At 69.8% G+C, this 20,200-nt stretch carries 18 protein-coding genes and 1 riboswitch; of the genes, 9 read left to right on the forward strand and 9 right to left on the reverse strand.

The annotated features are described in order from the left end of the window. Nucleotide 1 precedes the first annotated feature (1 nt). The 4 genes from VFK57_14980 to VFK57_14995 all read left to right on the forward strand — a co-directional run bounded on the left by VFK57_14980 (nt 2) and on the right by VFK57_14995 (nt 5,689). Nucleotides 2–1,444: a trehalose-6-phosphate synthase gene (locus VFK57_14980; GenBank protein ID HET7697016.1), complete on the forward strand. Its 1,443-nt coding sequence runs from the start codon at nt 2–4 to the stop codon at nt 1,442–1,444. A 10-nt stretch (nt 1,445–1,454) separates the two neighbouring features. Next, nucleotides 1,455–2,252 (forward strand): trehalose-phosphatase, encoded by a 798-nt coding sequence (gene otsB, locus VFK57_14985; GenBank protein ID HET7697017.1) that lies wholly within the window; start codon nt 1,455–1,457, stop codon nt 2,250–2,252. After that, the gene (locus VFK57_14990; GenBank protein HET7697018.1) at nt 2,224–3,090 is read left to right on the forward strand and encodes an MqnA/MqnD/SBP family protein; all 867 of its coding nucleotides are present in this window, start codon (nt 2,224–2,226) and stop codon (nt 3,088–3,090) included. The genes otsB and VFK57_14990 overlap by 29 nt, the downstream gene beginning before the upstream one ends. Nucleotides 3,091–3,232: 142 nt before the next feature. Beyond that, nucleotides 3,233–5,689, forward strand: a complete 2,457-nt coding sequence (locus VFK57_14995; protein HET7697019.1) for a BACON domain-containing carbohydrate-binding protein — start codon at nt 3,233–3,235, stop codon at nt 5,687–5,689. Between the two features lie 4 nt (nt 5,690–5,693). On the opposite strand, the gene VFK57_15000 is transcribed toward VFK57_14995, so the two are convergent. Next, nucleotides 5,694–6,344 (reverse strand): response regulator transcription factor, encoded by a 651-nt coding sequence (locus tag VFK57_15000; protein HET7697020.1) that lies wholly within the window; start codon nt 6,342–6,344, stop codon nt 5,694–5,696. Beyond that, nucleotides 6,337–7,704, reverse strand: coding sequence for a sensor histidine kinase (locus tag VFK57_15005; protein ID HET7697021.1), 1,368 nt, complete (start codon nt 7,702–7,704; stop codon nt 6,337–6,339). The genes VFK57_15000 and VFK57_15005 overlap by 8 nt, the downstream gene beginning before the upstream one ends. A 132-nt stretch (nt 7,705–7,836) precedes the next feature. Between VFK57_15005 and VFK57_15010 the strand changes: the two genes are divergently transcribed. Continuing rightward, entirely contained in the window at nt 7,837–8,658 is an 822-nt protein-coding gene (locus tag VFK57_15010; protein HET7697022.1) for a hypothetical protein, read from the forward strand. Between the two features lie 6 nt (nt 8,659–8,664). Then, complete coding sequence (locus tag VFK57_15015) at nt 8,665–10,179, forward strand: trehalose-6-phosphate synthase (GenBank protein ID HET7697023.1); 1,515 nt, start codon at nt 8,665–8,667, stop codon at nt 10,177–10,179. A gap of 268 nt (nt 10,180–10,447) precedes the next feature. Here the strand turns inward: VFK57_15015 and VFK57_15020 are convergent, their stop codons facing one another. Genes VFK57_15020 through VFK57_15045 form a run of 6 tightly spaced genes read right to left on the reverse strand, consistent with a single transcriptional unit; the run spans nt 10,448 to nt 16,750 of the window. Continuing rightward, nucleotides 10,448–11,140, reverse strand: a complete 693-nt coding sequence (locus tag VFK57_15020) for a hypothetical protein (protein ID HET7697024.1) — start codon at nt 11,138–11,140, stop codon at nt 10,448–10,450. Beyond that, complete coding sequence (locus VFK57_15025; protein HET7697025.1) at nt 11,137–12,063, reverse strand: helical backbone metal receptor; 927 nt, start codon at nt 12,061–12,063, stop codon at nt 11,137–11,139. The genes VFK57_15020 and VFK57_15025 overlap by 4 nt, the downstream gene beginning before the upstream one ends. After that, nucleotides 12,039–13,040 carry an iron ABC transporter permease gene (locus VFK57_15030; protein HET7697026.1) on the reverse strand — a complete coding sequence of 334 codons (1,002 nt, stop codon included), beginning with the start codon at nt 13,038–13,040 and terminating at the stop codon, nt 12,039–12,041. The genes VFK57_15025 and VFK57_15030 overlap by 25 nt, the downstream gene beginning before the upstream one ends. Continuing rightward, nucleotides 13,037–13,834: an ABC transporter ATP-binding protein gene (locus VFK57_15035; GenBank protein ID HET7697027.1), complete on the reverse strand. Its 798-nt coding sequence runs from the start codon at nt 13,832–13,834 to the stop codon at nt 13,037–13,039. The genes VFK57_15030 and VFK57_15035 overlap by 4 nt, the downstream gene beginning before the upstream one ends. Beyond that, the gene (locus VFK57_15040) at nt 13,818–14,495 is read right to left on the reverse strand and encodes a hypothetical protein (protein ID HET7697028.1); all 678 of its coding nucleotides are present in this window, start codon (nt 14,493–14,495) and stop codon (nt 13,818–13,820) included. The genes VFK57_15035 and VFK57_15040 overlap by 17 nt, the downstream gene beginning before the upstream one ends. Further along, complete coding sequence (locus tag VFK57_15045) at nt 14,495–16,750, reverse strand: TonB-dependent receptor (GenBank protein ID HET7697029.1); 2,256 nt, start codon at nt 16,748–16,750, stop codon at nt 14,495–14,497. Before VFK57_15045 ends, VFK57_15040 begins: the two co-directional genes overlap by 1 nt. Before the next feature lie 39 nt (nt 16,751–16,789). Further along, a riboswitch (cobalamin riboswitch) is annotated at nt 16,790–16,946 on the reverse strand. An 87-nt stretch (nt 16,947–17,033) separates the two neighbouring features. Here VFK57_15045 and mqnE point away from each other — a divergent pair. From mqnE to VFK57_15060, 3 genes are read left to right on the forward strand one after another with little or no spacing between them, the layout of a single operon-like run. After that, complete coding sequence (gene mqnE, locus VFK57_15050) at nt 17,034–18,158, forward strand: aminofutalosine synthase MqnE (protein ID HET7697030.1); 1,125 nt, start codon at nt 17,034–17,036, stop codon at nt 18,156–18,158. After that, nucleotides 18,159–19,295 (forward strand): quinolinate synthase NadA, encoded by a 1,137-nt coding sequence (gene nadA, locus VFK57_15055; GenBank protein ID HET7697031.1) that lies wholly within the window; start codon nt 18,159–18,161, stop codon nt 19,293–19,295. It abuts the gene before it with no gap. Between the two features lie 11 nt (nt 19,296–19,306). Further along, nucleotides 19,307–19,906, forward strand: a complete 600-nt coding sequence (locus VFK57_15060; protein HET7697032.1) for a superoxide dismutase — start codon at nt 19,307–19,309, stop codon at nt 19,904–19,906. 15 nt (nt 19,907–19,921) lie between these two features. Here VFK57_15060 and VFK57_15065 read toward each other — a convergent pair whose 3' ends face one another. After that, nucleotides 19,922–20,188, reverse strand: a complete 267-nt coding sequence (locus VFK57_15065) for a DUF4242 domain-containing protein (protein ID HET7697033.1) — start codon at nt 20,186–20,188, stop codon at nt 19,922–19,924. Nucleotides 20,189–20,200: the final 12 nt, after the last annotated feature.

The following is a 20,200-nucleotide window of genomic DNA, read 5'->3' on the forward strand; positions in this document are numbered from 1 at the left end:
AGTGCTCATAGTCGTTTCCAACAGGGAGCCCTATCTTCATCAAACGGCCGAGGACGGATCGGTGGCCGCCGTGCCGACCACCGGCGGCGTCGCCGTCGCGCTCGACGCGCTGATGCGCGAACGCGGCGGCACCTGGATCGCGCACGGCGCCGGCGAGGCCGATCGTCAGGTCTGCGATCCGCGCGACCGCGTGCGCGTGCCGCCCGACGCCCCCGCCTACGATCTCCATCGCATCTGGCTCACCGACGAGGAAGAGCAGCGCTACTACGGCGGCTTCTCGAACGAGGGCCTCTGGCCGCTGTGCCACACCGTGCACGTGAAGCCGGTGTTCCGCGCGGAGGATTGGGCGGCGTATCAGTCGGTGAACCAGCGCTTCGCCGAAGCGGTCGCGGAGGATTTGGCCGACGGCACGCCCGTGTTCATCCAGGATTACCACCTCGCGCTCGTCGCCGGCGAGCTGCGCCGTCTCAAGCCGAACGCGCGGACCGCGATCTTCTGGCACATCCCGTGGCCCAGCGCCGATCGGCTGCGCATGTGCCCGTGGCGGCGCGAGATCCTCGAAGGGCTGCTCGCGAACAATCTCATCGCCTTTCAGCTCGAACGCGATCGCCGCAACTTTCTCGCCGCCGTGCGCGAGGAGCTGCGCCTCGAGACGACCACCGGCGGCGTACGCCTCGCCGGACGCGACGTGCACGTCGTCGCCGTCCCGATCGGCGTGGACTTCGATCGCATCAACGCCACCGCGCGCGATCCCCGGCTGCTGGTCGAGAAGGATCGGCTGCGCCGCGAGCTGCGCATCGCCGCGCCGATCGTCGGCATCGGGGTCGACCGGCTCGACTACACGAAGGGGATCCCGGAGCGGCTCGACGCGATCGATCGCCTGCTCGCCGAATCTCCCGAGCTCGCGGCACAGCTGCTCTTCGTCCAGATCGGCGTGCCGTCGCGTTCCCGGCTCGAAAGCTACGCGTCGCTGGAAAAAGAGATCGACGCCCGCGTCGCCGACATCAACGCCCGCTACGGACGCGGGCCGGCCGACGGCCCGATCCGCTATCGCAAGGGGGCGCTGAAGCTGCGGCGCCTCGTCGCCCTCTATCAGCTCGCCGACTTCTGCATCGTCAGCTCGCTGCACGACGGCATGAACCTGGTGGCGAAGGAGTTCGTCGCCGCGCGCAACGACGAAGACGGCGTCCTCGTGCTCAGCGAGCTGACCGGCGCGGCGCAGGAGCTCGGCGAGGCGATCATCATCAATCCCTACGACGGCCGCGGCTTCATCGACGCGCTGCGCCGGGCGATCAGCATGCCGCCGGAGGAGCGCATGCGCCGGATGCGGCGTCTGCGCCGCGCCGTCGCCGGACGCAGTGTCTTCGCGTGGGCCTCCGAGATCCTCGACAACCTGCAGCGCATCCAGAGCGGGCGCCGGTCGTGGTTCGGGCGGGTGGCGTGACAATGGCAGTATGAACGCGCAGGTCGCGGCCTCGGAGCTCGTTCGCCGCCGCTGCGGCCGGCACCTGCTGCTGCTGTTCGACTTCGACGGCACTCTCACGCCCTTCCTGCCCGATCCCGGCGCGGTCGGCCTGGACGACGAGGTGCGCGCCCTGCTCGCGTCGCTCGCGCTGAAGCCGAAGTCGACGGTCGGCATCATCAGCGGCCGGCGGCTGCCCGATCTCGAGAAGCGGCTGAAGATTCCCGGCGAGGTCTACGTCGCCGGCTTCCACGGGCTCGAGATCCACGCGCCGGGCGAGACCTTCATGCATCCCGAGGCTGCCGCGGCGACGGCGACGATGCGGGCGATCGCCGGGGCCATGCGGCCGCACCTCCCGGCGCTGCCCGGCGTCTTCATCGAAGACAAGGTGTTCTCCATCGCGCTGCACTTTCGCGAAGCGGCGCCGGCGGTGCGCATCGTCTCGCAATCGCTCTTCATGGACGCCGCGCGCGAGCACCTCGATGCCGGACGCCTGCGCGTGCTGCCGGGCTCCTGCGTCGTCGAGCTGCTGCCCGGCATCTCCTGGCACAAGGGCAGCGCGCTGCAGTGGATCCGCGAGCGCATCGAGCGGGTGCACGGCCCGACGTTCACCGTCTACGTGGGGGACGACGTGACGGACGAAGATGCGTTCCGCGCCGTCGGTCCCGAGGGCATGACGATCTCCGCGAGCGACCGCGCGTCCGGCGCGGAGTTCTTCGTCAACGGGCCCGCGGGCGTGAAGCGTCTGCTACACTCGTTGGATGGCCCAGAGGATAACCGTCGCGCATAGTCCCGACTCCGACGACGCGTTCATGTTCTTCGGTCTGGCGTCGGGCGCGGTCGACACCGGCGGCATCGAAGTGGACCAGGTCCTCTCGGACATCGAGACGCTGAATCGCGCCGCGTTCGAGGGCAAGTACGAGGTCACCGCGGTTTCCTTCCACGCCTATGCGCACCTGCTCGACAAGTACGCGCTGCTGCCGCACGGCGCGAGCATGGGGGACAACTACGGTCCGATCGTCGTTTCCCGCCCCGCCTCCGCCGCCGGCACATCCGGCGGCAGCGGCGCCGGCGCAGGCGGCGTCAAGGGGCGGAAGATTGCGATCCCCGGAACGTTGACGACCGCGTATCTCGCGCTGCAACTGTACGAGCCGGACTTCGAGCCGGTCGTCGTGCCGTTCGATCAGATCGAGCAGTTCGTGAAGGACGGCCACGCCGACGCGGGGCTGTTGATCCACGAGGGGCAGCTCACCTACGGCGACAACGGCCTGCGCAAGATCGTCGATCTCGGCGAGTGGTGGGCGGAGCGGACCGGCGGGCTGCCGCTGCCGCTCGGCGGCAATATCATCCGGCGCGATCTCGGCCCCGAGATGATCCGCAGGGTCTCGAAGCTGCTGCACGACAGCATTGCCTACGCCCTGGCGCACCGCGCCGAGGCGGTCGACTACGCCCAGCAGTTCGGCCGCGGCCTCGACAAGGAGAAGACCGACCGCTTCGTCGGCATGTACGTCAACGACCTGACGCTCGGCTACGGGGAGCGCGGGCGGAAGGCGGTCGAGCGCCTGATGACGGAAGCGTACGAGCGAGGACTGATTCCGAAATCGGTTCCCGTGCAGTTTGCCGGCTGACCCGGCACCTTTCTCCCGCAATTTCAACCGCTTACGCGATCTGAACCGGTCGGCCCCGGATCTGCACTGAGCCTCCCGCCGGTCCTGTGACCGGAACAGGGGGGTCATGTTCCTGCGACCGAGTTGGCGAGTTGTTCTGTGCGTGCTTGCGGCGCTGCTGCTGACGGCGCTGGACGTGCGTGCACAGAGCATCGTCGATGCGCGGCGCGTCGAATTCACCCCCTCCCCGCAGCACAACGCCCTGACCACCACGGGCGCCCCGGTGGTCGAGCGGTACACGATCGAGGTCTTCGTCGCCGGCGGGGTCTGGCCGGTGTCCGGCGCCGATCTCGGCAAGCCGTCGCCCGGCACGGACGGCATGATCCGCCTCGACTTCGTCTCGCTGCTGACGACGCCGCTCGCCACCGGCGTCACCTACGAGGCGGTCGTCGAGGCCGTCGGCCCCGGAGGCCGCAGCGGCGGCACGCGCACGAACACGTTCTCGTTCGGCGGCGTTCCCTGCACGCCTGCGGTCTCGCCGCTCTCCGCGTCGTTTTCCGCCGCAGGTGGAAGCGGCGGCAGCGCCGTGACCGCCGGCTCCGGCTGCGTGTGGAACGCGACCAGCAACGTCTCGTGGATCACCGTCACGTCCAACGCCTCGGGCTCGGGTTCCGCCAACGTGAGCTTCAGCGTCGCCGAGAATCCGTCGACGAGCGGACGCACCGGGACGCTCACCATCGCCGGCGCCACGTTCACCGTCACGCAGGCGGGGGTGGTCTGCACCTACAGCATTTCACCGTCCAGCCAGTCGTTCACCGCTGCCGGCGGCAGCGGCGCCAGCACCGTGGCAGCGGGATCGGGCTGCGCCTGGACCGCGGCGAGCAATGCCTCCTGGGTCACCGTGACCGGCGGCGCCTCCGGATCCGGTGGCGGCGTCGTGGGCTTCAGCGTGGCCGCGAATACGGCGACGACCGCGCGCTCGGCCACGCTGACGATCGCCGGCAAGACCTTCACGGTGACGCAGGCCAACGCGGCGTGCTCCTATAGCATCGCTCCGACCAGCCAGTCGTTTGCCGCTGCGGGCGGAACCGGCAGCAGCGCGGTCACCGCGGGGTCCGGCTGTGCCTGGAGCGCCACGAGCAACGCGGCGTGGGTGACTGTCACCAACGGCGGGACCGGGTCGGGATCCGGCGGCGTCGGCTTCAGCGTCGCCGCCAACACCTCGACGCTGGCGCGAACCGGAACGCTCACGATCGCCGGGTCGACGTTCACGATCGACCAGGCGGGCGCGACCTGTTCGCACAGCGTCTCGCCCAAGAACCAGAACTTCGCCGGCGGCGGCGGCACCGGCGTGAGCACGGTCACCACCGGGCAGGGCTGCGCCTGGAGGGCGACCAGCAACGCCTCCTGGATCACCGTCATCGAGGGCAGTTCGGGAACCGGGTCCGGCAGCACGGCGTTCACCATCGAGCCGAACACCGGCGACACCGTCCGCACCGGCACGCTGACGATCGCGGATGCGACCGTGACGATCACGCAGACGTCGCCGAGTGTCTGCACGCCGACCCTCTCGTCCACCAGCAGCTGGCATACGGCGGACGGCGGTTTCGGGACGTCGACGGTAACCGCGGAAGCGGCGTGCGAGTGGGATGCGGTCAGCAACGTCGCCTGGGTGGCGGTGATCAATCCGGGCCCGGGCAAGGGCAGCGGCACCGTCAGCTTCATCGTGGCGTCGTACACCGGATCGGCGACGAGAGTCGGAACGCTCACGATCGCGGGGAAGACCTACACGGTCACGCAGTCCGGCGCGGGCTGCTCGTTCACCATTTCTCCCTCGAGCCAGGGATTCAGCGGCGCCGGCGGCACGGGAAGCAGCGCCGTCACGACGGCCTCGACCTGTCCGTGGGCGGCGACCAGCGACGCCACGTGGATAACCATCACCGCCGGCGCCAACGGCACCGGATCGGGCACCGTCGCCTTCACGGTGGCGCCCAACCCCGGGACGACGTCCCGTACCGGGCGGCTGCTCATCGCCGGAACGAGCTTCACCGTGACGCAGGCGGCGCCGGTCCTCTGCACGGCCACGATGACGCCGACCAGCCGATCCTTCACCTCCGACGGCGGGTTCGGCAGCAGCGCCGTCACCGCCGACGCGACCTGCGCGTGGACCGCCGAGAGCAACACCAGCTGGATCGCGGTGCTCAATGCCGGACCCGGACGGGGCAATGGCACGGTCACGTTCGTCGTCGCGACGAACACGTCCGGCGCCAGCCGTACCGGATCGCTCACGATCGCGGGGAATACCTTCACCGTCACCCAGACGGCGACCGCCGCGTGCACCTATACGGTCTCATCCGAAACCGTCACGGTGGCGTCGACGGGCGGCACCACGACGCTGACGGTGACGACGCAGGGGGGGTGTGCCTGGTCGTCGTCGGGCGCCCCCACGTGGATGACGCTGACGGGCAGCGGTTCGGGCAACGGCACGGCGACGATCGTCGTCCCGGCGAACACCACCACGGCATCGCGCACGGCGACCGTGACGATCGCCGGACGTTCGGTGACGGTGACGCAGAAGGGCAAGCTCACCGCCCCGACCAACCTGCGCATCATCAGGTGAGCGTCTAGGAGATGACGCCGCGCCGCACCGCGTACAGGACGATCTCCGCCGTGCTGTGGAGATCGAGCTTCTGCAGGATGCGGGCGCGGTGGGTCTCGACGGTGGTGGGGCTGATCGACAGCAGATCGGCGATGCCCTTGTTGCTGTGCCCCTCGGCGATCAGCTGAAAGATCTCCCGTTCCCGCTCGGAGAGCGCTTCGTAGCGATCGGCGATGCCTTTGTCGGCGAGATGCCGCACGTAGTCGTCCAGCATCACTTTCGCAACCGCCGGACTGAAGAACGAGCGGCCGTCGGCCACGTCGGTGACGGCGCGGATCAGGTCGGTGTCCGCGGAGTCTTTGAGCAGGTAGCCTTTCGCCCCCGCCTGCAGCGCCTGCGTGATGTACGCCTCGTCGGCGTGCATGCTGAGAATCAGCACGCGCACCGCCGGCGCGCGCCGCACGATCTGCCGGGTCGCCTCGATGCCGTTCAGCTGCGGCATGCCGATGTCCAGCACGGCGATGTCGGGCACCAGGTCGAGCACCTTCCTGACCGCATCGCGGCCGTTGCCGGCTTCGGCCACGACCTCCCAGTCACGCCGCTCCTCGAGGATCTTGCGCAGGCCGTGACGGACGATCGTGTGATCGTCGCCGAGGATGATGCGGAGCTTAGCCAGCGAGCGCCTCCATCGCGCCCGTGTCGACGGGCACTTCCACGGTGAGCCGGGTGCCTTTCCCCGGACCGCTCTCGAGCCGCAGGTCGCCGCGCAGCTGAGCGACGCGCTCGCGGATGCCGACGAGGCCGATGCCCCGCGAGGCGCCGGGCGCGCCGACTTGATCCGGCCTGAAACCCACCCCGTCGTCCTCGATCGTCACCAGCACCGAATGGGTCAGGCGCTGGAGGAAGACGCGGCAGGTGGTGGCCTGCGCGTGCTTGGCGACGTTGGTCAAGGCTTCCTGGACGATTCGGTAGATCCCCGCTTCGGTCTCCGGCGCGAGCCGCTCGCTCATGCCGTCCTGGAGCAGCTCGATGCGCACGCCGTGCCGCCGTCCGAAGCCCTTCAGGTACCAGTCGATCGTCGCCGGCAGGCCGAGATCGTCGAGCATCGAGGGATGCAGGAGCCGTGACAGGTCGCGCACGGTGTGGAGCGCCCCTTCCGCGATCTTGCGCGCGTCGTTGAGCCCGTCCACGTTGACGCCGGCGGCCTCCGCCGAGCGCTGCGCCAGCGCGAGCTCCACTTTGATCGCGGTGAGCACCTGCCCGACCTCATCGTGCAGCTCCCGGGCGATGCTGCGCCGTTCTTCTTCCTGCGCGGTCAGCAGCTGCGACGAGAGCCGCTGCAGGTCGCGCGCCGTCTCGACGTCGCGTTCGCGCTGCCGCTTGAGCCGCTCCTCGAGCCGGCCGGCGTAGAGCGTCGCGACCAGTGCGATGGCGACGCTCGCCGCCAGCGCGAGCCCCACCGTCTCCCAGACGCGGCGCTGCGTCGCGCGGTACAGCGAGGCGATGTCTTCCTGCTGCTGAACGAAGGCGCTGCGGTTGAGCGCCTGCACCTCCTCCGAGATGTGCATGACGACTTCGCGCCGCGGCATGATGCGCCGCCGCAGCAGGTTGCGCGCCTCGGCCGGCCATTCGCGGTTGTCGGTCGACAGCACTTCGAACAGCGTCCGGCGGAACTCGTTCAGCTCGCGGCGCAGGCGCTCGATGCGAATCTGCTCTCCCGGCTCGTCGATGACCGGCACGTAGCCCTTCAATGCCTCGGCGGCGGTGTGATAGCTCTCCTCGAGCTGGTGGCGGTACTGCTCGGCGGTTGCCGGATTGGGGTCGAGCAGCGCGTCGCGCACGTAGACCGAGCCCATCAGCACGTGGCCGCGAACGGTGGTCAGCAGGTCCTGCGCGCGGGTGTAGCGGGCGCTGATGTCCGCCGAGCGACGCTCGAGCTCGGCCATGCGGGTGGCGAAGTAGTACCCGGCGAACAGCCAGATTCCCGCGACCAGGCCGAATCCCGCGAACATGGCGGCACGGATCGTGGAGATCACCGGTTCATCTTACGCCGCTCTCGACTGCGGCATCGCTGTTCGGGTAGCCGCTTTTACAGCGGATCGCCGCGGCAAATACTGTGGCGACCGGATGGGACGGATCGGCCGGCGACGCTATCGTCGGAAGGTCCCATGAGGAAAACACCAGTCATCGTCTTTGCGGATGTCGACGCCGTGCCGGTGCCGGCCGCCGACGCGCGCGGACCGCTGGCGCGGGCGCTCGAGATGCTGGCGCACGAGCGCGTCGTGCTCGTGTTCTGCTCGGAGCGGACCCGGGCGCAGGTCGAGAGCACGCGCCAGGCCTTTGGCATCTTCCACCCGTTCGTGAGCGAAAGCGGCGGCGCCGCGTTCCTGCCCGAGCGGTATTTCGGCGTCGACCTTCACAACACTCGCAGAGTAGGCGGCTATCTCGCGGTCGAGTTCGCGACCCCCTACGACTCGGTCGTCGACACGCTTCGACGCGCGGCCGACCGGTTGAGTCTCGGCGTCATCGGCTTCAGCGAGATGTCGGTCGAGCAGGTGGCGCGCGAATCCGGCGTCTCACTGCTCGAGGCGCGTCTGGCGAAGCTGCGCGAGTACGGCGAGCCGTTCCGGCTGCTCGGCGGCAATCCGCTGGCCGAGCGCCGGCTGTTCCGCGCCCTCGACGCCGCTGGAATCACCTGCCGGCGCAGCGCGGACTTCCACGTCGCGACGGCGGTCCAGGGGCCGCAGGCCGCGATCGCGCTGCTGACCACGCTCTATCGCACGGCGTTCGGCGCGGCGCTGACCGCCGCCGCGGTCGAGGGGGCCGGCGCGCTCGAGATCGCGCCGCACGTCGACGTGCCGCTCGATCCGATCGTGCTCGAACCCGGCGATCCACGCGCCGGGCTGGCCTGGCTCGAGCGCGTGGTGCAGGAAGCGGACAACGCCCGGACGGCGCACCACGCCGCCCGCGCCGCACGCATGGCGAGGTGACCCATGATGACCGTCTGGAATCCCCGCTGGCTCAAGACCGCGCTGCGCAAACACTTCGACGGACAGCAATTGATCGTCGTGGCCAACCGCGAGCCGTGCGTGCACGAGCTCGAGCCGGACGGGTCGATCGCCGTCCGGCATCCGATCAGCGGTCTCGTCACGGCGCTGGATCCCGTCCTGCGCGCCACCGGCGGAACGTGGATCGCGCACGGCTCCGGTTCGGCCGATCGGGCGACAGTGGATCGATCCGACCGGCTCCGCGTCGGCGACGCCGGCGCCAGCTACACGCTGCGCCGCGTCTGGCTGACCCGCGGCGAGGAGCGCGGCTACTATCACGGCTTCTCGAACGGCGCGCTGTGGCCGCTCTGCCACCTGGCCTTCGAGAGCCCGCGGTTCACCCGCTCCGACTGGCGCCATTATCAGGGGGTCAACCGGCGCTTCGCTGACGCGGTGGTCGCGGAGGCCCACGGGCCGCGGCCGATCGTTCTCGTCCAGGACTACCACTTCGCGCTGCTGCCCGCGCTCGTCCGCGAGCGGCTGCCGAACGCGACGATCGTGGCGTTCTGGCACATTCCATGGCCCAACGCGGCGCGCTTCAGCCGCCTGCCGCAGGGCGAGGCGCTCGTCGAAGGTCTCCTCGGCAGCGACATCGTCGGCTTCCAGACCCCCGATCACGCGCGCGCGTTCCTGGAGTGCGTGGAACCGCTCGCAGACGCGCCGGTGAATCGGCGGAGCGGCGTGGTGCAGCGCCCGCACGGCGCGGCGTCGGTGCGGACGTATCCGATCTCGATCGAATGGCCCAGCCGCTGGGCGGCCGTGTCGCCGTCGATCGAACAGTGCCGGCGGATCGTGCGAACGGAGCTCGGGATCGACGAAGACGCGCCGATGATGCTCGCCGTCGACCGGCTCGATTACACCAAGGGCATCGAGGAGCGCCTCGCGGCGATCCGCCGGCTGCTCGCGCGCGGCAACGCGACGGTCGCGCGCCCCGTGTTCGTGCAGGTCGCGGCTCCGAGCCGCACGCGCCTCGAACGCTACCAGCAGCTCGGCGAACGCGTCCGCGCGCAGGCTGCGGCGATCAACGAGCGATTCGGCGACGGCGCCTACCAGCCGGTGATCCTGATCGAGCGCCACCTCGAGCCGTGCGACGTGTTCCGTCTGTATCGCGCCGCCGACGCCTGTCACGTCAACAGCCTGGACGACGGGATGAACCTGGTGGCCAAGGAGTTCGTCGCGGCGCGCGACGACGAGCAAGGGGTGCTGCTGCTCAGCAGGTTCGCCGGCGCCGCGCGCGACCTGCCGGACGCGCTGCTGATCAATCCATGCGACATCGACAACGTCGCCGACGCGATCGCCGACGCCCTGACACTGCCTCACGCCGAACAGTCCCGGCGGATGCGCGCCATGCGGTGGCATGTTGCTGACAGAAATGTATTCAGGTGGGCGGGAGAGCTGCTGCTCGATGCCGCCTCCGTCCGCGGGCTGCGGGCCGGGGAAGGCCCGGTTGCCGCGATCGTGTGATCGGCCGGAAAAATACTGTCTCGACAGGATGGTGCCGGCGGGAGGAGCCGCACTACCCTGCTTCGGATTGTCCCCGGCACGGCAACGCGCGCCGACGAACCGCGTTGACTCCTTTAGCCGTGCCGGGGGCATCCGTAGCGAGTCTCGATCGCAGCGATGAGTGTTCGCGACAACCAACGCCGCTGTCCCGAGTGCGACAGCCCCCTGACCCTGGTTCACGACGGACGGTTCTCGACGATCTACGCGTGCGACGCGTGCGGCAGCCGTCTCACGATCCCGCCGCGGGTCCCGGCGCGGCTGCCGCCGCCTGAAGCATCAGGTCCCCGTACACGAACCCCTCGCGCTCGACCACCTCGCCGCCCGTAACCCTTACGGGCGCCGCAAACATCGGTCCCGCGGTCACGCACGTGTGAAATTCGCCCCGCTCGCCGCAGGGGTCGACGGCGGCGGGAAGCTGCGCCAGCAGCGCCTCGTCGAATCCGGCGCCGACCAGTCCGCGCGGCATCACCCGCGGATCGAGCGTCGCAATCCGCGCCCGCAGTCCGCCGGCGATCATCGCCCGCGCCAGCGCCGGCGTGGGCATGCCCCAGAGCGGAAACAAAGGTGCGAGGCCCGACCCGGCGAGGCGCGTTTCGCGGTACGCGCGAACGTCTTCGAGAAACAGGTCGCCGAAGGCGACGTGCGTGTAGCCTTCCCCGACCGCCTGCGCGACCGCGGCGGCGAAACGCTCCTCGTAGATGTCGTTCGTGCACGGCCAGGGCAGGCGGACGACCTGCAGCGGCAGGCCCGCGGACGCCGCCTGTGCCCGCAGCACGTCTTCACGGACGCCGTGCATCGACACCCGTCCCGCCGCTTCGTTCAGCGACGTCAGCAGTCCGGCCACGCGGACGCCGTCGCGCCGGAGCACGTGCAGCGCCCATGCGCTGTCCTTGCCGCTGCTCCACGACAACAGGACTTTCATCGCTCGCGCCCGGCGCCCGCCCCGGCGAACACGGGCGCGTGCAGCACCCGCGCGATCGCTTCGGTGCCCTCGACGACCCGCGGGCCCGGAATGACGATGCGATCGTCGAACAGGAAGTGGACGCGGCGATTGCGCACGGCGGGAACGGCGGCGAGGGCGGTCCAGACGTTCAGCTCGGCGTCGCGGTCGCCGGTCGGAAACGCGCTGTTCGCGGCTCGGATCTCCAGGATCACCTCTGGACGCCTTGCGATGATCTGCTCGGTGCTCGCCTGTACCGCCTGCAGCCTCACGTCCGCGAACACGTTCGCGCCGCCCGCGGTTTCCAGCATGTCGTTGAGGAAGCCGATCGCGCCGCTCGCGTACAACCCGCGCAGCGCCAGGCGCTCGCGTCCGAATACGAGCAGCGTGCGCGGGCGCGGCCGCCCCTGCACGCGCGCCCGGATCTCGCGCAGGCCGCGCTCGATCCGATCGGCGAGAGCCCGCGCGCCCGCGGCGTCGCCGGTGCGCGCCCCGAGGGCGCGGATCGTCGTCGTGACGTCCGCCAGGCCGGCGTGACGGTAATCGAACACACCGATGCCGGCACGGGCCAGCTGCGTCTTGAGGTCGTCCTGGCTGCCGTAGACGACGACCAGATCGGGCTCGAGCGACAGGATGCGCTCGACGTTCGGATCGAGCAGCGCGCCCACGCGCGGGAGCGGCTTCACCTCCGGCGGATAGGTGTCATAGCTGCTGACCGCGACCACGCGTCCGCCGGCACCGATGGCGTAGAGCATCTCCGTCACCGCGGGGACCAGCGAGATGATGCGCGTGGCCGCCGCGGGCGGACGGCCGCCGCCGGCCGCCTGGCCGACGCTCCCCGGCGAGAGCAGCACGAACGCCGCCGCGAGGACGGCAGGAATCAGCGCTTCGAGATGAGCAGCCATAGGAAGAAGGGACCTCCAATCAGCGCCGTGATGATGCCGACCGGCAGCTCCACCGGCGCGAGGATCGTGCGCGCGATGACGTCGCAGCCGACGAGGAAGGCGGCTCCGAAGAGGGCGGAGGCGGGGAGCACGAGCCGGTGATCCGGCCCGACGAGCAGGCGCACCAGGTGCGGAACGATGATGCCGATGAATCCGATCGGCCCGCCGATCGACACCGCCGCGCCGGTCGCCAGCGAGGCGCTGAAGAATGCCGTCCGCTGCGCCCGCGTCACGTCGAGGCCGCGCGACTCCGCGCTGTCCGGGCCGAGCGACAGCAGATTCAGCGGCCGGGCCAGCCAGGCGAACGCTCCCAGCGCGAGCGCCGCCGTCGGCGCCGCGGCGATCAGCGGCTGATAGCTGCTCACGTCGAGGTCCCCCATCAGCCAGCGCAGCGTCCGGTAGGTATCGGCGAAGCTGGCGAAGTACTGCACGAAGAGGATCATCGCCGAGAAGAACGCATTCATCGTCACGCCGGCGAGCAGCAGCACCGTCGTCGACAGCCCGCGATGACGCGCCTGCGCCAGGGCGTAGACGATGGCGACCGCCATCAGCGAGCCGGCGAAGGCGGCGACGGGCACGGCGGACAGGCCGGCGATTCCCGCCGACCAGTTGAAGGTGATCGCGAGAATGGCGCCGAGGGCCGCCCCCGTCGAGACGCCCAGCGTGAACGGCGTCGCCAGCGGATTCCGCAGCAGCCCCTGGAAGACGACGCCGGCGGCGGCGAACAGCGCGCCCACGCTCGCCCCGGCCAGGGTTCGCGGCAGCCGGGCGATGAAGAAGATCTGCGCGTCCGGATTGTCGGCGAAAGGGATCGACATGTCGAAGACGCGCCGGAAGTCCACCGCCGTCGGGCCGACGAGCGGCGCGGTGAGCACCGCGGCAGCCGCGAGGACGCCGAATCCAGCCACCGTCCGCGCGAAGCGTGCCCGGAGCGTCATCGCAGCGGGACCACGATCCGCCTGCCGGATCGCTGGATGACCTCGGCGTCCACGTCGAACACGGCGCGGATGTTCGGCGCGCTCAGCACGCGATCGGTGTCGCCGTCGGCGACGACCTCCCCGCCGCGAATCATCAGCAGCGCCTCGCACAGCGTGCCCGCCAGGCCGAGATCGTGCGTCGAGATCAGGATCGTCAGGCCGCGCTCGTCGTGCAGCCGCCGCAGCAGCGCCGCAATCTCGAGCTGATACTTCAGATCGAGCGACGCCGTGGGCTCGTCGAGGAGGAGGAGTCCGCCGTCGGCCTCTTTCCCGGCCCCGCGACGCGTCTCGATCTGCGCGAGCGCCGCGGCAATGACCACGCGCTGCTTCTCGCCTCCGCTGAGCGTCGCGAACAGCCGTTCCTTCAGGTGCAGCGTCCCCGTGGCGGCCAGCATCTCCTCGGTCACCGCCACGTCCGACGGTCCCTCGATTTCGAAGGCGCCGAGGTGCGGGTACCGCCCCATCATCGCCACCTCGGCGACCGTGTAATCGAACGCGAGATGCGTCTCCTGCGGCACCGCGGCCATGCGGCGGGCCAGCCCCGCGCGCGAGAACGACGTCAGCGGCGCCCCGTCCAGTGTGACGCTGCCGCGCTGCGGGCGCCGCGTGCCGGCGAGCACCCGCAGCAGCGTCGTCTTGCCGGAACCGTTCGGCCCGAGAATGCCGACGATCGCCCCCGCCGGCACGGCGAGGCCGACGCCGCGGAGCACCTGGGTCCGGTCGTACGCGAACCAGACGTCAGAGGCCCGCAGCATCGGGGATCAGGTCCAGCGCCACGCAATCCCCCCGGCGCACGCGCGCGCCGGGGGACACGTGGATCGGATGCGAGAACAGCGGCGAATCGACGACCGCGGTGTGATACTCGCCGTTCTCCCCGCACGGATCGATGCCGCGCCTGGCGAACACCGGCTTCATGGCGAACTCGAGCGGCCGCCCGAGCCAGGTTTCGTCGAGCCACGGCTCGCGGATCGTGACGAGCAGCGCCCGCGTCCCGGAGGCCGCGAACGCGTCGAACAGGTCGGTCGTCGGTATGCCGAACAAGGGCTCGACCGCTTCGACGCCAGCCTCGGCGCAGCGCGCTTCCGCCCACTCCCGGTGTTCCGGATACGTCAGATCGCCGAAGACGACGTGCGTGATGCCGCCGGCGGCGAGCGCGATCAGCGCGTCGCGGAACGCGGCGTCGTAGGTGCTCCAGTCACACCGGGCGATCACCGGGCGCAGGCCGAGGCGCGCCGCCTGCGCCTCGACCAGCGTGCGCCGGAGTCCGTGCGAGCGGCTGCGTTCGCCTGCCTCGTCGAACATCGTCAAGGCGGCGGCGACGTCGAGACGATCGCGAACGGCGGCGAGCGCGGCGTGGCTGTCCTTGCCGCCGCTCCACGAGATCGCCGCCCGAGGCCTTGGCGCCGCGTCGCGCATCAGAACCGCGCGCGGATGCCGGCGCGGACAGCGCGCCCGAGCACCGGGTAGCCGAGCGGCTCCATCCGATCGCTGCCGGTGAGATTGTCGATGGCCGCGGTGAACGTCAGCGAGCGGGAGACGCGCAGCGAGCCGCGCACGTCGACCGCGGCATAGCCGCCGTTCTCCAGCAGGGCCGGCACCAGCGAGGCGAAATCGCTGTCGACGCGGCGGCCGGCAAACGACCCGGAGAGATCGATCGACCCGCGCGCGCCGGTCCACGCGACGCCCGCGAAGCCGGAGTGCCGCGGCCGCCGGAACGCGCGGCTGCCTTGCCTGAACACGGGACTCGGCGAGGTGCTCTCGACGATCTCCGAGCCGGTGAACGTATACCCGGCGTGGCCGCGCAGGCCGCGGGCGAGCACGACGTCGCCGCTCAATTCCGCGCCGCGCGCGGTCGTCAGGCCGATGTTGAAATACCGGGCATGGAAGGTCGCCGTATCGGTGAGGAGCGAGATGATGTCGCGATACCGGTTGTCGAACCACGTGGCGGTGAGGCGCACGCGATCCGCGGCCAGCCGCTGCTCGACGCCCGCCTCGTAGGACCGGGTCCGCTCCGGCCGCAGGTCAGGGTTGCCTTCGAAGAACGGGGACGGGCTGAACGACTGCAGCAGCGTGGGCTCCTTGATGCCCTTGCCGGCGCTCGCGCTCAGACGCGTGACGCCGAACGCCCGTCCGCCGCGGCGCGCGTACCACGCCGCCGACACGCGCGGCACCGCCGCGCCGCCGAAGCTGTCGTTGTGCTCGAAGCGCACGCCGGCGGTGACGAACACCCGCGGCCATAGGGCCTGGTGCTGCAGCGTGACCCCCACGTTGTCGCGCGACGCCGGTACGTTCGTCCCCGCCATCGCGTCGCGCAGGTCGGCGCGCTCCCCATCCCACTCGATGAGCGCCGTGTCGACGTGGGTGCCGCGGCGTTCACTCGAGGTGGTCGCGTCGGCCTGATAGCTCGCATGATGCCGTTTCAGGTCGGTTCGGCTGTCGTAGGAGAAATCCGCGAATGCAAATGGCGCCGTCCGCCCCTCGAACGACGGCACGTACGGCGGGTCGAGGAGCAGGTTGGTCGATGCCTGATGCGAGACCGCGAGCCCGTACGACGCGCGATGATGGAGCGCGCCGGCGGTCTGGTCGAACGCGACCCCTGTCGTCGTGTCGCGGCGCCGGAAGAACGCGTCGAGGTCGGCGCGTCCGAACGCCGTCGCGCCGGGCACGCCGGTACGGCCGCGTTCCGCGCGGCCGACGACGCGAAGCGTCGCGCCGGCGCCGAGCCGCAGACCCGCCGATCCCGACCACGTCGTGTTGCGGAAGTGATTGTTCGGAACCTCGTTGTCCGTCGTCAGCGCTGCGATCTCGCCCGAGTAATCGAGGCGGCCGGTCCTGCCGGATACGCCCGCCGCGCCGCGGGCAGTAGAGAAAGTGCCCCCCTCGAAGCTCAGACGCGCCTCCGGACGCCGCGACTCGCCGCGCCGCGTGAACAGTTGCAGCACGCCGGTCATGGCGTCGGACCCGTAGATGGCGGAATTCGCGCCGCGGATGAATTCGACGCGCTCCAGGTTCCCGGTGGTGATGTTGCTCAGGTTGAACGCCCCGCCCGGCTCGTTCAGCGGAATGCCGTCCAGCAGCACCTTGGTGTAGTTGCTCTCGCCGCCGCGGACGAACAGCGACGTCACCGATCCGGGAGCGCCGACGCGGACGACCGCCGTTCCCGGCGCCTGGCGCAGAAGATCCGACAACGGCGGCTGCTGCCGCCGCTCGATCTCTTCCGCGTCGAACACCGTGACGGCGGACGCGACCTGGCCGGATGGCGCTTCCGTGCGCGTCGCCGAGACGACGATCTGCTCCGCGATCGGCGCGACCGCGAGCGTCAGCGTGACCGGCGCATCGGCACGGCAGTCGATCGATGCCGGGCGGAATCCGGCCAGCGACGCGCGCAGGCGGCAGCCGTCGGGCGCGGATGGGGCGGTGAAGCTGCCCTCGGCGTCGGTGAAGATCGTTGCGGCCACCGTGCCGCTGGAGGCGATGACGTCGACGGCCACCCGAGGCACCGGCCGTCCCGCATCGTCGACGACGACGCCCGAGATCGGGGATTGGGGACTAGGGATCGGGGATCGGGGACTAGGGATCGGGGATTGGGCGGCGGGGAAGAACAGTGAGACGGAAAGCGAGACGACGAGCGCGGATAGAGCGGACACTGCGGGCCTCCTTACGGCGTGCATTCGCGCCGTTGGACAGGTGAATCGGCCCGGGCGGCCAGGTATCCTGGCTCGCGGATCGTCACGGACATCCCGCGCCTTCCCGTCCGCCTTCGCAGCACGCTGCTGGGGCGAGACAGTGGCGGCCGGCTCGAGCCGGCTGAGGGGATGCCGCTCCCCGCTTACAGTGGCGGCACCGCGTGGGCTTCGCACCCACTTCGCGTGACCGCCCGAGAGTCTCTGACTATATATCAGGCTGCAGGCGCGCTGGCGCGCGCCCGACAGCGGAGTAACATATGTAGTCTGTATGCGTGCCCGTCTGGCTGCTCTGGGGCTCGATGACATCGCAGGCAAGCTCGACGCTGGCGTCCGGCTGACGTTCGACGACGGCGTCCGCCTGTTCGCCTGTCCGGACACGCTCGCCCTCGGCTGGCTCGCCAATCGCGAGCGCGAGAAGCGGCACGGCGCGCGCACCTATTACAACTTCAACATCCGCCTGGAAGCGACCAACGTCTGCGTCGCGAGCTGCCTCTTCTGCTCCTTTGCCCGTCTGCGCCCCGGCGATCCGGGCTCCTACACGATGTCCCTGGAGCAGGCCTGGGACAAGCTGCGGCAGCGAGCCGGCCAGCCGCTCACCGAGGTCCATGTCGTCAACGGGCTGCATCCGGATCTGCCCTTCTCCTACTACACGGACATGCTCCGCGGCTTCAAACGGATCCGCCCCGAGATCCACCTGAAGTGCTTCACCGCGGTGGAGATCGCGTTCTTCGCGGACCTCTACGGCATGACGGACGAGCAGGTGCTGCGCGCGCTGCAGGAGGCGGGGCTCGATTCGCTGCCCGGCGGCGGCGCGGAGATCTTCGCCGAGCGCGTGCGCCGGAAGATCTGCGCCGACAAGGCGGACGCCGATCGCTATCTCTCGATCCACCGGCTGGCGCACCGGCTCGGGATGCGCACGAACGTCACGATGCTTTACGGCCATATCGAGACCGCCGAAGAGCGCATCGATCACATGCTGCGGACGCGGGCGCTGCAGGACGACACCGGCGGGATCCAGGCGTTCATCCCGCTCGCCTTCCATCCCGACAACAACCAGATGCGAAAGCTGCCCGCGCCGGGGGCGGTGGAAACGCTGCGCGTCCACGCGGTGGCGCGGCTGATGCTGGACAACATCCCGCACGTCAAGGCGTTCTGGATCGCGACCGGAGTGGAAACGGCTCAGCTCGCGCTGTGGTTCGGCGCCGACGACCTCGACGGCACGGTGCAGGAAGAGCACATCTACCACATGGCGGGCTCCACGACGCCGGAAGGCATGACGACCAAGGCCATCCGCCGGCTCATCCGTGACGCCGGCCGCGATCCGTACGAGCGCGACACGCTTTACAACGTGATAACCGGGCCGGACGCGGAATTGCAGGTTCAGGCGTCGTAGATGGACATTCGACTCCTCACCCAGGTCGAGAAAGAGAGCATCGGCGAGCGGCAGCCGTTGCCGGAGGCGTACCTGCGCCTCTCGGACGACGAGATGGACGCGCGCATCATCGAGGCGAAGCGCGCGCTCGGCGACAGGCTGGTGATCCTCGGCCACCACTACCAGCGCGACGAGGTGATCAAGTTCGCCGATTACACCGGCGATTCGCTGAAGCTCGCCAGGGCCGCGGCGACGCGGCACACGGCCGAGTACGTGGTCTTCTGCGGCGTGCACTTCATGGCGGAGAGCGCCGACATCCTCCGCGGCCCGCATCAGAAGGTCATGCTGCCGGACCTCGCCGCCGGATGCTCGATGGCCGACATGGCCGCAGAGGATCAACTCGCCGTCGCCTGGCGCGAGCTGGCGGAGATGGGCGTCGACGTCGGCGCCATCGTCCCGGTCACTTACATCAATTCATCGGCGGCGATCAAAGCGTTCGTCGGCGAGCACGGCGGCGTCGTCTGCACGTCGACCAACGCGGCGAACGTGATGAAGTGGGCGTGGCAGCGCGGCGAGACGCTGATGATGCTCCCCGACCAGCATCTCGGGCGCAACACCGCCTACAAGCTCGGCGTGCCGCTGGACCGCATGGCGGTCTGGGATCCGCACGAAGTGGGCGGCGGCCTGACGCCGCAGGAGGCGCGCGGCGCGAAGCTCCTCCTGTGGAAGGGGCACTGCTCGGTCCACACCCGGTTCACGGTCGCGCAGATCGAGGCGTTCCGGAAGAAGCATCCCGGCGGGAAGGTGATCGCGCATCCGGAATGCACGTTCGACGTGGTGCAGGCGGCGGACCTGAGCGGATCGACCGAGTTCATCATCGAGACGGTGAAGGGGAGCCCGAAGGGCTCGATCTGGGCGGTCGCCACCGAGATTCACCTCGTGAACCGGCTGGCGAACCAGGTCGCGCCGGATCGGCTGGTCGTCACGCTCGATCCCTTCGGGTGCCTGTGCTCGACGATGTTCCGGGTGTCGCCGAACCACTTGTTGTGGGTCCTCGAAGGCCTGCGCGAGGGACAGATCCACAACCAGATCGTCGTGCCCGACGAGACCAGGCGATGGGCGAAGCTCGCCCTCGATCGCATGCTCGAGATTCAGTGAGGAGACAGCAGATGGCTCATTCAGTTCCGCCGCTTCCGTACGACTACAACGCGCTGGAGCCGCACATCGACGAACAGACGATGCGCATCCACCACGACAAGCACCATGCGGCGTACGTGAACAACCTGAACGCGGCGCTCGAGAAGCATCCCGAGCTGCAGAACAAGAGCGCGGACGATCTGATCAAGACCATCAACACCGTGCCGGAGGCGATCCGCACCGCGGTGCGCAACAACGGCGGCGGCCACGTGAACCACACGATGTTCTGGGAGATCATGGGGCCGGGCAAGGGCGGGGAGCCGAGCGGCGCGATTGCCGCGGCGATCAAGTCCACCTTCGGCAGCTTCGACGCGTTCAAGACGCAGCTGAACGACGCCGGGGTCAAGCGGTTCGGCAGCGGCTGGGCCTGGCTGGTCGACGCCGGCGGCAAGCTGGTGATCGAGAGCACCGCCAACCAGGACAACCCGATGATGGAAGGGAAGAAGCCGATCCTCGGCGTGGACGTGTGGGAGCACGCCTACTACCTGAAGTACCAGAACCGCCGTCCCGATTACCTCGCGGCGTGGTGGAACGTGGTGAACTGGGACGCCGTCAATCAGCGCTTTCGCTGATCGATCATCGAGCGGTCACCGGAACATCGCGGGACTGATCTCGAGGCTGACCTCGGACACCTTGTCGACCGGGATGCCGGTGCGCCGGGCGTGCTCGAGGATCGCCTCGACGCTGGGCGCGTCGTATTCGCAGTAGATCTTGCCGGCGGCGTGAGAGATGTAACTCCGGATCCAGCGCACGTCCGGCATCCCGTCGAGGACCGCGTTCGACTTGCGCCCGACGGCCTCGAGCTGTTCGGCGGTGATCGTTCCGACCGTCCGTTCGATGATGTATCGCGGCATCGGGGCTCCTTC

It is taken from the genome of Vicinamibacterales bacterium (assembly GCA_035699745.1).
Taxonomy (GTDB): domain Bacteria; phylum Acidobacteriota; class Vicinamibacteria; order Vicinamibacterales; family 2-12-FULL-66-21; genus JAICSD01.